The organism is Flavobacterium sediminis, assembly GCF_003148385.1.
In the GTDB taxonomy this organism is placed as follows: Bacteria; Bacteroidota; Bacteroidia; order Flavobacteriales; family Flavobacteriaceae; genus Flavobacterium; species Flavobacterium sediminis.
The window spans coordinates 3,339,443-3,352,640 of the sequence record NZ_CP029463.1 but is presented as its reverse complement, the minus strand read 5'-3'; the positions used below and the strand labels follow the sequence as shown (position 1 = coordinate 3,352,640).

At 35.4% G+C, this 13,198-nt stretch carries 13 protein-coding genes; 2 read left to right on the top strand and 11 right to left on the bottom strand.

The window, feature by feature from the left end:
* The first annotated feature begins 3 nt into the window (after positions 1–3).
* Together DI487_RS15555 and DI487_RS15550 are read left to right on the top strand one after the other, a co-directional pair.
* Positions 4–3,168, top strand: coding sequence for an efflux RND transporter permease subunit (locus tag DI487_RS15555; RefSeq protein ID WP_109570467.1), 3,165 nt, complete (start codon positions 4–6; stop codon positions 3,166–3,168).
* Positions 3,158–4,597, top strand: a complete 1,440-nt coding sequence (locus DI487_RS15550; protein ID WP_109570466.1) for a TolC family protein — start codon at positions 3,158–3,160, stop codon at positions 4,595–4,597. Before DI487_RS15555 ends, DI487_RS15550 begins: the two co-directional genes overlap by 11 nt.
* A 70-nt stretch (positions 4,598–4,667) precedes the next feature.
* Here DI487_RS15550 and DI487_RS15545 read toward each other — a convergent pair whose 3' ends face one another.
* From DI487_RS15545 to DI487_RS15495, 11 genes are all read right to left on the bottom strand, one after another.
* The gene (locus DI487_RS15545; protein ID WP_109570465.1) at positions 4,668–5,396 is read right to left on the bottom strand and encodes a YoaK family protein; all 729 of its coding nucleotides are present in this window, start codon (positions 5,394–5,396) and stop codon (positions 4,668–4,670) included.
* Between the two features lie 11 nt (positions 5,397–5,407).
* Positions 5,408–5,875, bottom strand: a complete 468-nt coding sequence (locus tag DI487_RS15540) for a Na(+)-translocating NADH-quinone reductase subunit F (RefSeq protein WP_109570464.1) — start codon at positions 5,873–5,875, stop codon at positions 5,408–5,410.
* A gap of 66 nt (positions 5,876–5,941) precedes the next feature.
* On the bottom strand, positions 5,942–6,736 hold the full coding sequence (locus DI487_RS15535; RefSeq protein ID WP_245896455.1) for an META domain-containing protein: 795 nt from the start codon (positions 6,734–6,736) through the stop codon (positions 5,942–5,944).
* A complete protein-coding gene (locus DI487_RS15530; RefSeq protein WP_109570462.1) occupies positions 6,736–7,164 on the bottom strand; it encodes an META domain-containing protein in 429 nt (142 codons plus the stop codon). Before DI487_RS15530 ends, DI487_RS15535 begins: the two co-directional genes overlap by 1 nt.
* Complete coding sequence (locus DI487_RS15525) at positions 7,161–7,790, bottom strand: Pr6Pr family membrane protein (protein ID WP_109570461.1); 630 nt, start codon at positions 7,788–7,790, stop codon at positions 7,161–7,163. The genes DI487_RS15530 and DI487_RS15525 overlap by 4 nt, the downstream gene beginning before the upstream one ends.
* Before the next feature lie 106 nt (positions 7,791–7,896).
* A complete protein-coding gene (locus DI487_RS15520; RefSeq protein ID WP_109570460.1) occupies positions 7,897–8,526 on the bottom strand; it encodes a DUF2306 domain-containing protein in 630 nt (209 codons plus the stop codon).
* Positions 8,527–8,695: 169 nt separating this feature from the next.
* The gene (locus DI487_RS15515) at positions 8,696–9,712 is read right to left on the bottom strand and encodes an inorganic phosphate transporter (protein WP_109570459.1); all 1,017 of its coding nucleotides are present in this window, start codon (positions 9,710–9,712) and stop codon (positions 8,696–8,698) included.
* A gap of 2 nt (positions 9,713–9,714) precedes the next feature.
* Positions 9,715–10,473: a DUF2490 domain-containing protein gene (locus DI487_RS15510; RefSeq protein WP_109570458.1), complete on the bottom strand. Its 759-nt coding sequence runs from the start codon at positions 10,471–10,473 to the stop codon at positions 9,715–9,717.
* A gap of 59 nt (positions 10,474–10,532) precedes the next feature.
* Entirely contained in the window at positions 10,533–10,967 is a 435-nt protein-coding gene (locus tag DI487_RS15505; protein ID WP_109570457.1) for an RrF2 family transcriptional regulator, read from the bottom strand.
* Between the two features lie 153 nt (positions 10,968–11,120).
* Entirely contained in the window at positions 11,121–11,924 is an 804-nt protein-coding gene (locus tag DI487_RS15500; RefSeq protein WP_109570456.1) for a helix-turn-helix domain-containing protein, read from the bottom strand.
* Positions 11,925–12,009: 85 nt separating this feature from the next.
* Positions 12,010–13,005, bottom strand: a complete 996-nt coding sequence (locus tag DI487_RS15495; RefSeq protein ID WP_109570455.1) for an SDR family NAD(P)-dependent oxidoreductase — start codon at positions 13,003–13,005, stop codon at positions 12,010–12,012.
* Between the last annotated feature and the right edge of the window lie 193 nt (positions 13,006–13,198).

Sequence of the window (13,198 nt, the reverse complement as noted above, 5' to 3'; positions counted from 1 at the left end):
AATATGTTTAGTAAAATCATACATAGACCGGTCTTTGCGATTGTAATTTCGGTCATAATAGTCTTTATAGGTACACTGGCAATTAAACAGTTACCTACATCACAATTCCCGGATATTGCACCGACAACCGTACAGGTTACCATTGCTTATCCCGGAGCAAGTGCCGACGTACTTGTAAAATCAAGTTTGATTACGTTAGAGAATGCCATAAACGGTGTACAAGGAATGCGTTATATAGCTGCCGATGCCACCAGTGCCGGTGAAGCAACAATTAATGTGATTTTTGAACCTGGGACAGATCCTAACGTTGCCGTTGTTTTGGTAAAAACAAGGGTAGATCAGGTAATGCCACTATTACCGGAATTGGTACAGAAAGAAGGGGTAGTGGTAATGCCCGTTCAGCCCAGTATGTTGATGTATGTCAACCTGTATAGTACCAATAAGAGTATGGATGAAAAATTCCTGTACAATTACGCAACGGTAAACATGATCCCTGAAATTAACAGGGTTCCCGGTATTGCACGTGCTAAAATATTAGGTAGCCGTAGATATGCTATGCGTGTTTGGTTAAATCCGGAGCGTATGAGAGCATACGATATTTCTGTTGAGGAAGTAATGAAAGCGCTTAGTGAGCAAAGTTTCATCGGGAGACCCGGAAGGATCGGTCAAAGTTCCGGTATAGCAGCTCAGTCGTTAGAATATGTATTAACGTATCAAGGCCAATACAATACTCCGGAACAATATGAAAATATCATTGTAAAAGCGAATTCTGAAGGAGAAAGAGTTCATTTAAAGGACATTGCCAGTGTAGAATTAGGTAGTGAATTCTTCGATATTTATTCTAACTTAGACGGACATCCTTCAGCATCTATCGTGTTAAAGCAAAATTATGGTAGTAATGCCAGTGATGTAATTGAAAGTGTAAAATTGAAATTGGAGGAAATGAAGAAAAGTTTCCCTCCGGGAGTAGATTATAAAATCAGTTATGACGTATCACAATTCTTAGATGCTTCCATTGAACAGGTAATCCACACTTTACGTGATGCCTTTATCTTGGTAGCCTTGGTAGTATTTGTGTTCTTAGGAGACTGGCGTTCAACTTTGATCCCTATTTTAGCGGTTCCGGTATCACTTGTAGGAGCGTTTTTTGTGATTAAGCTTTTCGGATTGTCGATCAACTTAGTAACATTGTTTGCCCTTGTATTGGCTATCGGTATTGTGGTGGATGATGCCATTGTTGTGGTTGAGGCCGTCCATGCCAAGATGGAGGAAAAACATTTGTCACCATATAAAGCCGTGCGTGAAGTAATGGGTGAGATCAGTGGTGCTATTATCGCGATTACCTTAGTAATGGTATCTGTATTCATTCCTATTTCATTCATGACAGGTCCGGTAGGTACATTCTACCGTCAGTTCTCTATAACTATGGCCAGTTCAATTGTGATTTCAGCTTTAATTGCCTTAACGCTAACGCCGGTATTATCAGCAATGTTGTTGAAAAATAACCATGGAAAAGAAAAGAAACAAAACTGGTTCACCCGATTCATTGATAAATTCAATCAAGGTTTTGAAAAATTAACCGGGAAATATGTAGGTGTACTTAGAAAGATTGTGAGCAGAAGAACTGTAACCTGGGCGATCTTATTAATTTTCTGTGCGGGTATTTATGTTGAAAATCATTTCTTACCGGGCGGATTTATTCCAAGTGAAGATCAGGGAACTATTTATGCTATTATTCAAACACCACCGGGATCCACTTTGGAACGAACAAATGCGGTTTCAAGAAAATTACAAAAAATATGTGAGGAAATTGACGGAGTAGAATCGGTTTCATCATTAGCAGGTTATGAGATTATGACAGAAGGTAGGGGATCAAATGCCGGTACGTGTTTGATCAACCTTAAACCTTGGTCTCAAAGAGAGCATTCCGTAACGAAAATAATGGAAGAATTAGAAGAAGAGACCAAAGGACTCGGAGCCGTTATCGAATTCTTTGAACCGCCTGCAATTCCGGGATTTGGTTCGTCAGGTGGTTTCTCTTTACGTTTATTAGATAAAAATACGACTACAGATTATCATGAATTCGATAAAATAAATAAAGAGTTCATGGAAAACTTAGGTAAGAGAAAAGAGTTGACCGGTATCTTTACGTTTTTTGCGGCCAACTATCCTCAATACGAATTGGTATTTGATAATCAGGCAGCTATGCAGAAAGGTGTTTCTTTAGGTAAAGCAATGGACAATCTTAATATCATGATCGGTAGTACCTATGAACAAGGATTTATTCGTTTCAACCAGTTCTTCAAAGTATATGTTCAGTCAGCACCGGAATTCAGAAGACTTCCATCTGATATATTGAATATGTATGTGAAAAATGAAGAAGGAGAAATGGTTCCTTATTCGTCTTTCATGAAATTGAAAAAGACACAAGGACCAAATGAGATTACCCGATTTAACTTGTACAATTCTGCTGCTATCAGAGGACTTCCGGCACCAGGTTACACTACTGCTGATGCTATTAAAGCAATCAAGGAAACAGCAGTAAAAACATTACCGCACGGATATGATATTGCATGGGAAGGTTTGTCGTATGATGAAGCACGTAGAGGAAATGAATCAGTTTATATCTTCTTAGTAGTATTAGTCTTCGTATACTTGGTATTAGCAGCACAATACGAAAGTTTTATTATTCCTTTAGCTGTAATTCTGTCTTTACCGGTAGGTATTTTCGGTTCTTTCTTTATGCTTAAAGCAATGGGATTAGCGAATGATATTTATGCACAAGTAGGATTAATTATGTTGGTCGGATTACTCGGTAAAAATGCCGTGTTGATTGTAGAGTTTGCCGTTCAAAGGCGCCAACAAGGTGTTAGTATTTACGAAGCGGCAATTGAAGGAGCGCGTATGCGTTTCAGACCTATTTTGATGACCTCGTTTGCTTTTATCGCAGGTATGGTTCCTTTGGTATTTGCTTCAGGAGCAGGTGCGATCGGTAACCATACTATCGGTTCTTCTGCATTGGGTGGTATGTTTTTCGGTACGGTTTTCGGGGTAATAGTTATTCCGGGATTGTATTACATCTTCGGAAAATTAGCAGATGGTCGTAAGATCATCAAAAACGAAGAAGAAGGTCCTTTAACTGAAGAATTTTTTGAACATGAAGAATAAAATAAGAATATACAAATACGCAGGTATAACCTGCGTATTGTTAGCATTAGCGTCTTGTAAGTTACCCGGTAATATAACGCCAAGACAAGAAAACAATACAGTTCCGGAAGCTTATGCTGCTCTGGCACAGGATACTGTTAATTCGGGAAAATTACAGTGGAAGAACTATTTTACAGATCCGTATTTACAAGCTTTGATCGATACTGCATTGGTAAACAATCAGGAGCTAAACATTACGTTACAAGAAATAGAGATTTCCAGAAATGAAATCAGAGCACGTAAAGGTGAGTATTTACCGTTTATCGGTCTAAAAGGAGGAGCCGGATTTGAAAAAGCATCCCGATATACGAATATTGGTGCTATGGAGGCAACAACTGAAATTGAACCCGGTAAAGAGATGCCCGAGCCGCTTCAGGATTATATGGCAGGTGCATATGCAACTTGGGAAGTAGATATCTGGAACAAGCTACACAATGCTAAAAAAGCAGCGGTTAGCCGTTATTTGTCAACCGTTGAAGGAAAGAACTTTATGGTGACCAATCTGATCTCTGAAATAGCAGATTCTTATTATGAATTATTAGCTTTAGACAATCAGTTGGAAGTAGTCAATCAAAATATTACCATTCAGACTAAAGCTTTAGATATTGTTAAACTATTGAAACAGGCAGCCCGTTCTAATGAATTGGCAGTAAAAAGATTTCAGGCTCAGGTATTAAAGACCCAAGAAATGCAGTTTGAGATCAAGCAGAAAATTGTGGAAACTGAAAACAGAATTAATTTCCTGATCGGTAGATTTCCACAACATGTTGATAGAAGTTCGGATAGTTTTGACAATTTGGTTCCTAATGTAGTACATGCAGGTTTGCCGTCTGATTTATTAGCTAATCGTCCGGATATTAAACAAGCCGAACTAGAATTGGCAGCAACAAAACTCGATGTGAAATCAGCTAAGGCATTATTTTATCCTTCATTAGGTATTTCAGCAGGAATAGGATATAAAGCATTTAATCCGAGTTATCTGGTAAAACCTGAATCTTTAATGTATTCATTAGCAGGTGATTTAGTTGCTCCTTTAATTAACCGAAATGCTATTAAAGCAACATATTTCAATGCTAATTCAAAACAAATTCAGGCGGTATATGACTATGAGAGAACAATTCTTAAGGCTTATATTGAAGTTTCTAACCAAATGTCAAAAATTCAGAATTTGGAGAGTAGTTACAACTTGAAAACTCAGGAAGTAGATGCTTTAACACAGTCAATTACGATTTCCAATGACCTGTTTAAATCAGCCAGAGCTGATTATATGGAAGTTTTGTTAACGCAAAGAGATGCTTTGGAAGCTAAATTTGACCTGATTGAAATAAAAATGCAGCAAATGAATGCTATGGTTACTATTTACAGAGCCCTTGGTGGTGGATGGAATTAATCGATCTTAAATAAATAATAGCTATTAACCTTTATTTTAAAAGCCATTTTACTTTTGTAAAGTGGCTTTTTTAATGATGATATTTTCTTTTGGTTGTGATTATTTTAAACTTAAAAGGATCGTATAACATACTTATTAATAATACAGAAGCAGCTATAAGCAGTGTATTTAATTGCAGGTTAATTTCTGAAAAAAAGAAACCACCGATCAAGCCTCCCATAAAAAATCCGCAGATGATAACAACTCTTAATGCTATTGTTGTTTTGATCTTACTTCTGTCGGGATATGATTTAGGGAAGAATAGTTGAGACAATTCGATACCCAGATCCGTAAAAAGTCCTGTTAAGTGAGTGGTTCTGACTACGGCATTGGAAATTTTGGTAACGTAGGAGTTTTGTAATCCCATAGCGAAAAGCAATAAGCAGGCGATCGTGTTGTCTGTTATGCCAAAATTATAGTTACTCATCACGGCAATAGCAATTAAAATGAATGATTCTATAGCAGTGGGAATTACATAGGCGTTGATCTTAGTGTTTCCTTTGTATTTTTCAACTAAAAAATTGGCACTAAAGGAACCTAATAAAAAAGATAAAATATAAAGTAAGTAAACAGTTCCCACCCAAAACTTAAAGTGTGCAAAATCATTGATAAACAATGCAAAATGTCCTGTTACATTTGTTGTAAGCTGCTTGATCGCTAAAAAGCCGGAGACATTCACAATTCCGGCAACAAAAGACAATATAGTAGCGATTCGCAGATTGTGTTTGAAAGTTCTGCTTTTACCTTGATGCCTGAACATAATGCTTTATTTTATATAAATTGTAATGTGGGAGATTTTTTTATTGCAGTATTTTTCTTTTCATACTGAAACAGAGCAGAACAGTCCATAACATCTGAGATACCATCTAATTGGCATAGTAAACTAACCACAGCTGACAGTCCATCAAATAAGATGTCTTTATTTTTCGGATCATCCGGACGTTTATGTTTGTAATGCAAAGGAAGCTGATAACCGCAGGCATTTAAAAAAGTATGTTCAATTAACAGTAGTTCAGACGGAGAATAACCGTTGAATTTACGTCCTAATTGTTCATGTACCCGACCCCAATAATTCAGTTCTAGTGTTCCATGCTGTTCCGCAAAGTTTTTCCAGAAATCGTTATGATCTAAAATATTACCGACAGCACATTGGTTGCAACATTCCGGATGCAACGTATCGTTGTGGAAAGCTTTGTAAAGCTTATTTAGAGCCATATCCAATCTGTCGGTAGTTTTCATAGAAAAAAGATTAGCATAAAATTAGAAAAAAACGGCGTCTTTTACAAATCTTTATGTTCTGATATATCAGTCTATTTTTTTAAAAACTAAAGGAGATCCATCCGAATTAGAAAGTACAAGCCTGTTATCAGCAATAGTATAGGTTGTTGTACTTTGTAATGCTTTTAAAAATTCGGTTTCTTTACTACCGGATTCGCACATCATTTTTGTCGTCATGATTTGAGAAAATCGAAGGAGTCCTTTTTCGAAGAACAAACTACCGTTCATTTGATTGCATCCTGTAAATCCTATAAATTGATTTGTCTTTGTATTGATTTCAATTCTAGGAAATTCATTTTTAAAGTCGGATCTATCTATTGTTTTCCCATTCAATTCTTCCAGGATCCAAATATCGTGTAAACGATAATCAGTGATGTAATCTCCGCAGCCTTTTAAAATTGTAAGATCTTTGTCGAGCCCTTTTTTAAGCTCAATATCAACCGTATAATTTGATTGTTTATCTGATGCTTGGTTCAGACATTCAACATGTTTAATTTGAATGTTTAATTCTGTTGATTCGGTATGTATTTTATAACTTTTTACATTGGCATCTGCTGCTTTAATCGGTTCGGTGTGTGGCGTTACAAAAGTCTGTTCAGGAGTTATCAGGGTTATTCGTTCATCGGTGATTTTTAGTTTCCAGAATGGTTCTGTACCATTTGCTGTAAAATAAATTCCTTCCGTTAAATCTGTATTATTTTCTTTGTTTTCAACAGCAGGGCTTTTACTGACGTTTTCTTTTGTTGTATGGTCTGACGACTTTACCTTATTGCAGGCTATAGTCATTGAACAGCTTATAATCAGAAAGACCAAATTTCTCATTATTTTACTTCTTTAAATCGCATCATAGAAACATCTCCGATCATCAAATTAAGCTTTCCGTTTTCATCAATTTTATATTTATTTACCAGTTTTACAGTTTTCAGGAAAAAAGGTTCTCCTTCACCACAATACATCATGGTTGAGATTCCGGGTTCTTCAAAAGAAATAGCATCTCCATTTATCGTAAAACCGGCAGAATATCCGTTACAACCGGCATTACCTTCAACTTTTTGAGTTTCCTTATTAAAAGAAATCATTGGCTTTTTGTTCGGAAAAAGCCCTTCAAAAGCGATTCGTGGACCGGAGAGATACTCTAATTCCCAAGTTTTTCCATAAATATTTTCATCTGCTGTTTTTTGAGTTGAAGAGCAGGATTCTGTAAAGATCGTGACCAATATAAGAAAAGCCAGTGTTTTTAAATGTTTCATAACGGGTTGTTTTTTAGGTTAGTATTGTTTCTTTTGTTATTTGCTAATGTCAGAATAGATATTGTTACCAGTATCAATACTAAAATGATGCCAATATTCAGTAGTGTCTTTTGATAACCGATAGTAGTAACATTTAAAAAAGGGTAGGGATAAAACCCGGACAAAGTACCTCTGATCAAAATAAATGAAATATAGCATACAGGATATAGTAACCATTGAAATACTTTTGGTAAACTGAGTCTACTTCGATGGGTATATAGGAGCCAATATAAAAACATGTACAAAGGGATTACTGTATGAAGTAGTTCATCAACAATAAGTTGTAAGCCTTTGGGATCCCAAATTTTTCTCAAAACTATTGTATAAACAATGCCAACAATCAGGATAAAGGAGGTTAATGCAGTAGGGGTTTCTTTTTTATGAAATAGTTTAAATGTAGTAATGTTTAATGCTTTTATCGTAAAAAAAAGAGTAACCAGCAAATTGGTCAAGATTGTAAAAAAACTGAAAAACCGAATAATAGATTCAGCGATAGAGGCTTGCCTGTTTTGAATCATTAAAATGAATTGGGTAATAATTGCAAACCACCCGAGACCAAGCCCTATAAATTCGATTTTCTTTTGCATGCTCAGAATTTGTTGAACAGGATATTATACTTCTTATCAAATATAAGGAAAAAACATAAGAAAATTTTGAATACCGATTTTGAGTATTTGAGCTACTTTTTAGTGATTATGCTTTTTTAGTGATTTTTCTGTTCCAATATGCAATAATAAATCCGCCTATAATTCCCGGAATAAACCAACCGTAAAAACTTGGAAAAAATTGATTAACCACAACAAATGCAGTTGTAGCCGCTATATAGCCACCTAACATTTTACTTAAATGCAATCTGAGCCAGCTTTTTCTTAATTGCTTTGGTTTTTTATATAAAATAAGGTCTTTTACAGAAAATAGTATTCCGAAAGCGCCGAAAACGGTAAGTATAATGTTGCTATTTTTAGCTACTATAACAGGTAGTAAGATCATTAAAACTCCGGTAATGATCATAGTTACCGAAATCCATCGATCGACAGTTAAATTAGTATTTTGTTTTTTGAATTTTAAGGCTCGGAATCCTGTTAAGATAAAGTACAAACTAAAAATACCTATAGCAAATAAAAACGGATTGTGATGATTAGGAGAAAGGGCAACAAACATAGAAATAATTACAGATGCCAGCATGGCATAGAAAAAGACTGATCCTGATTTTTTATGAGCGGTTTGTCCTTTTGGGGTAAGGATAGCAACCAATCCCGTTATTAGTGCAACGCCTCCTAACGAAGCGTGAATGTAAATTAAAATTTTAACTACTTGTTCCATATTTTTATTGAATTGAGATTAGACTGTTCAAAATTCATTTTTTTGTATGGCTTTTAAAAAATATAATTTCCGAATTGTCATTTTCACAGGATGAATTGTGCTTTCTTTTCGAAAGAAACCACTCTGTATCTTCAGATATTTAAAATAATAAATGGGTAGTTTGAGATCATTATTTTAAAAGCAATATTAAACTGTAACTTAATAAATAGGCAAAAAAGGGAGCTATGATCCAAATAAAGAAGAACTGTTTAACAGTTTTATTCTTTAAGGTATTTTTGATTCCGTTAGTATTGACACTCAATGCTATAAAGGCCGCTCCGTTTAGTTGCACTAAAGAAGTAGGAATACCGGAAGTAACAGAAGCTAAAAGTAGCAAACTGGCAACTATTAATGATAGTACCATTGCCTGAAAAGGACTGACCTTAACGATTTCTTTGCCTGTCTTTTGTGTCACTTTATGACCTAAGAGAGAACTTCCTATGGCAAAACAGGGAGCAACGACCAATACGGATAAGATCGTAATCGGTAAAAAGGTTTGAGCTTCTTTAGTCATTTCATTTACAGCTAATGAAGCAATGGGAGCAGCAGCATTAGCAACGTTATTGGCTCCGATAGAAAAGGCAACATACATAGAGGCCAACAGTAATAAGATTTTTAATATTTTGTGTTCTCTCAGATGGGAATAATTTTCAGTAAAAATTTTTGCTTTCAGTAAAGGGAAAATCCATTTCGATGAAATATACATGATAGCAAAAGATACGATAGGTAAAATGACCCAGGTAGGTATAATTTCATAAAATAGTTTTTGTGTATTCAATCCGCTTAAGGCCGTCGCAGCCCCCGAAATAGCTAATACCGTTGCCTGACTTGTGGATTGGGGAACGCCTATTACATTAGCCAAAAGTAATGATAAGCTAATGGAAAGCAATATCACGGAAGTATTCAATGGTGTGAAAAAAGATTGTTCCAACAGTCCTTTTCCTAAGGTTAGTGATACTTCTTTTCCGGCAATTAAGGCTCCGCAAAGTACCATGATTCCGAACAAACCAGGAATTAAGGTACGCTGGATAACATTGGCTCCGTAAGCTGCTGCAAAAGCAGGTGAAGTTCCGCTACCTCCCATATTGATCGCTAAGAACATGGCTAAAAGGAACGGAACGGTTAGGGGAGTAAATAGTTCTGACATGATTAATTGTTATGATGTTTAGTAAAATCTATTGACTGATGGAAAGTCAGCCTTATGATATTTCGGTTGTAAAAATCAATTCCGGAATTTTGTTGCTGGAACCAATTAAGGTAACCTAATTCAAATCCATAGTTTTGGTTTGCTTTATAGTGAATGCTTGCTCCATAACGGTTTTGATTAAAGATATTTTGCTGTGTTCCTCCGTTGAGATTCAGATGGAGTTCATCAAATGCTTTGAGAACGAAGTGATCGTTAGGAGAGTACCTTAATTCCAGTTTGTAACGAAATCTGTTATTTTGAAAAGCAAAGGAATGATCGGATTGTTCGTTATAGCGAAATTCCAGCCAGTAACGGTGGTGTAAACTTAATTTTTCAGATATTTTTTGTAAACAGGCTATTTCAAACTGTGGGCGTAGTTCTGTTTGATTGTGATAATTGGTTACGGAAGGATCTTGAGGAAGTGATTGCACGAAGTATGTAAACCCCAGTGCCGTATTCCAAGCTTTACCTAATTTCCGTTCCAGTTGAGTTCTTGATACGAATTGGTGCTGTCTCCAGGGAAAAGAATAAGTTCTCTCCTCTAATTCCTGATGGAGTTGATAGTTTTCATTGAATTTTAATCTTAAGTAATAGCGTGACCATAAGAGTTGTTGGGTAACTACTTTTTTCTGGGCTGTCCCCGAATAGATAAGAGACATATCAGGAGTATGCTTAAAGTAATTTTTAAATTGGATTTCATTTAAGTCATGGATTAAAATCATGACAAAGTAATTAAAACATATAATTCCTACCAAATAAATAGGATATAAAAATAAAAAAATTATTTTTTCTTCAATTTTTTCTCTCTGTTGATGATGTCGGAAAGGGTAGCGGCTTTCAGTCTTTTTACGGTTTCATTTCTGATTTCCATAGCTATTTGCCGAATCCCACAGGTTTCTTCATCAGTACATTCATCGCATTTTTCATAAAATTGATAGGTTACACAAGGAAGTAGGGCAATGGCTCCGTCAAATAATCGCATGACCTTAGCCATGTGGATTTCATCGGGTGTACCATTTAGGAAGTAGCCTCCGTATTTTCCTTTTTTACTGTTTAAAATACGAGCATTTTTGAGTTCGACTAAAATAGATTCTAAAAACTTAAGCGGGATATTCTGTTCATTAGCAATTTTGCTGACGGAAATAGGTTGCTCCTCCTTGTTTTTAGCAAGGTAAACAAGTGCATTTATAGCATATTTTGTTTTCTTGGATATCACTTTAAGATCACAGCTTTAATTTTCAAATATAAGGAAGTTCATAAGAATAGTTCCGGTTTTGTGATAACTTATTATTTTTATCGATATTAACTTTTTATAATATGTTATCAATTACTTAAAAATCAATACTATTTAATTGCTAATATAAGTTTTTCATTCTGTTAATTTAGTTGGCGGATATCCGAAATGTTTTTTGAAAGCATGAGAAAAGTGAGATAAATTTTCAAATCCTACCTCATAGCAAACATCTATAGGTCTTTTGTTCTTTTCAGAGATTTGATAGTGAGCAAGCTCTAATCGTTTTCGGGTAAGCCATCGTTGCGGTGTGGTGTTAAAAGCTTTGCTAAAGTCACGCTTAAAAGTAGTAAGGCTCCGACCTGTCAGATAGCTGAATTTTTCTAAGGATAAATTGAACATAAAGTTTTTTTCCATATAATCGATCAAGCTGATTTTTCCGGGTTCTTCAAAGTTAGCCAGAATATTGTCTATGCTTTTGTCAATTGCCCTTAGAACGCTAATAGCCTCCGTTATTTTTAATGAAGCAATATCTTTAGGAAGGTCTTTCATTTCAAAATAGGGAATCAATGAAGAAAGACAACTCTCTAATAAAGGATGTTTAGTAAAACAATATATTTTTTGTGATTCTAAAGCTTTCGGTTTCACATTTAAATTTGCATAAAAAGTTCGTAATCTTTCTACTGATAAATGCATTACCACTGTTTTATGAGGCTGTCCGTGTTTCGGGTAATTAATGATTGTTGCCAGCTGGTTTCTCGGGATTAAAAAAATATCTCCTTTTTTAAAAATGTAAGTTGCATCAGTTTGTACAATCTTAGTTTCTCCCGAAATAAACCAGATCAGCATGTGATGATCAAACATGATATCTGATTTAAAGAACGTATCCTCATACCAGGAAAGTTTAATATCGGGAGTTATATATTTTGCTTTGTATTCCATTATGTTACATTTTAATTTCTATTCAGGAAACCCGAGCATTACAAAAGTAACAAGAATTTATACTGTCTGACTTTATTTAAAGTTCCTATTCTATATTGAATGATAAATTAGTCATCTCTTCACTTAACTTCCACAATCGCTTTGCACTGTTTTCATCTAAGGAATATGCTCTTACACCACTGGAAAAAGAAGATTCTGTAGCTAATGCTGCGATATCTCCATCTTCACAATATACACCACCTATAGTATTAAGCATAGGGTTGGTAGCACACCAAACGGTAGTTGCTGCACCTTGCGGAATTGTTTTTAAAGAGGCAGTTATTTCCGGTAGAATATTGCCTTCAGCATCGCAGAACCCCATTTGTTTAAATAGCTCTAAAGGGGCTTCTCTGCTCAATTCTGTTCCGCCAATCGATCCTGGGTGTACCGCGTATGTTCTCACATTAAACATTTTACCACGATTGTCCAATTCAAGTGAAAATAAGTTAACGGCTGTTTTTGATTGTCCGTAGCCTTGTAACGTTTCATATTCCCGGGTTATAAAATTAGGATCGTCAAAATCGAATGGTGCAAATTGATGCCCTTGTGATGAAACATTAACTACTCTTGCTCCGTTAGCATTTTTTAAAGCTGGCCATAATCTTGCTGTTAATTGAAATTGCGCCAGGTAGTTTGTTGCTAATTGTGATTCAAAACCACGGTGATCTCTACGTAGTGGAACCCACATGATGCCTGCATTGTTGATGAGTAAATGAAGCGCTCTGTTTGATGTTAAGAACTTTTCTGCAAAAGCATCAATGGAATCAGGATTCATTAAATCCATTGTTTCTAATTCTATATTGGTTATGCCTGCCAGATTTCTTTTTGCTTTTTCTGTATCTCGAGCAGGAATAATTACTGTTGCACCGGCTGCTGCAAGTGTTTTGGCTGTTTCCAACCCAATTCCTGTGTTGCCTCCCGTTACAATAGCAATTTTTCCTGTAAGGTTACTATTTTTTATGACTTCGTTTGTTGTGGATTTAGCATTAAATCCGGAACCTATTGGTTTTTGTAATGCTCCTTGATAATTGTTTAGTCCCATTTTTTTAAATTTAATTGTTTTTAACAGGACAAAATTAGGAGGAATGGTTTCCTATAACTTTGTTTAAACGGCTGAATACGCTTTGTTTAAAAGGTCATAAATTTTATTGTAGGTTATCTTTTTGTTAACCCTCAGGTTCCCAAAGTTCAATTTTGTTATCTTCTGCATCCATGATATGGACAAATTTTCCGAT

Bases quoted from the DNA above. Each gene is read 5' to 3' on its own strand.
- DI487_RS15555 (WP_109570467.1), top strand. From the start codon at position 4: ATGTTTAGTAAAATCATACATAGACCGGTCTTTGCGATTGTAATTTCG.
- DI487_RS15550 (WP_109570466.1), top strand. From the start codon at position 3,158: ATGAAGAATAAAATAAGAATATACAAATACGCAGGTATAACCTGCGTA.
- DI487_RS15520 (WP_109570460.1), bottom strand. From the start codon at position 8,526: ATGGAACAAGTAGTTAAAATTTTAATTTACATTCACGCTTCGTTAGGA.
- DI487_RS15495 (WP_109570455.1), bottom strand. From the start codon at position 13,005: ATGGGACTAAACAATTATCAAGGAGCATTACAAAAACCAATAGGTTCC.
- DI487_RS15535 (WP_245896455.1), bottom strand. From the start codon at position 6,736: ATGAGAAATTTGGTCTTTCTGATTATAAGCTGTTCAATGACTATAGCC.
- DI487_RS15515 (WP_109570459.1), bottom strand. From the start codon at position 9,712: ATGTCAGAACTATTTACTCCCCTAACCGTTCCGTTCCTTTTAGCCATG.
- DI487_RS15545 (WP_109570465.1), bottom strand. From the start codon at position 5,396: ATGTTCAGGCATCAAGGTAAAAGCAGAACTTTCAAACACAATCTGCGA.
- DI487_RS15525 (WP_109570461.1), bottom strand. From the start codon at position 7,790: ATGCAAAAGAAAATCGAATTTATAGGGCTTGGTCTCGGGTGGTTTGCA.
- DI487_RS15530 (WP_109570462.1), bottom strand. From the start codon at position 7,164: ATGAAACATTTAAAAACACTGGCTTTTCTTATATTGGTCACGATCTTT.
- DI487_RS15540 (WP_109570464.1), bottom strand. From the start codon at position 5,875: ATGAAAACTACCGACAGATTGGATATGGCTCTAAATAAGCTTTACAAA.
- DI487_RS15500 (WP_109570456.1), bottom strand. From the start codon at position 11,924: ATGGAATACAAAGCAAAATATATAACTCCCGATATTAAACTTTCCTGG.
- DI487_RS15510 (WP_109570458.1), bottom strand. From the start codon at position 10,473: ATGATTTTAATCCATGACTTAAATGAAATCCAATTTAAAAATTACTTT.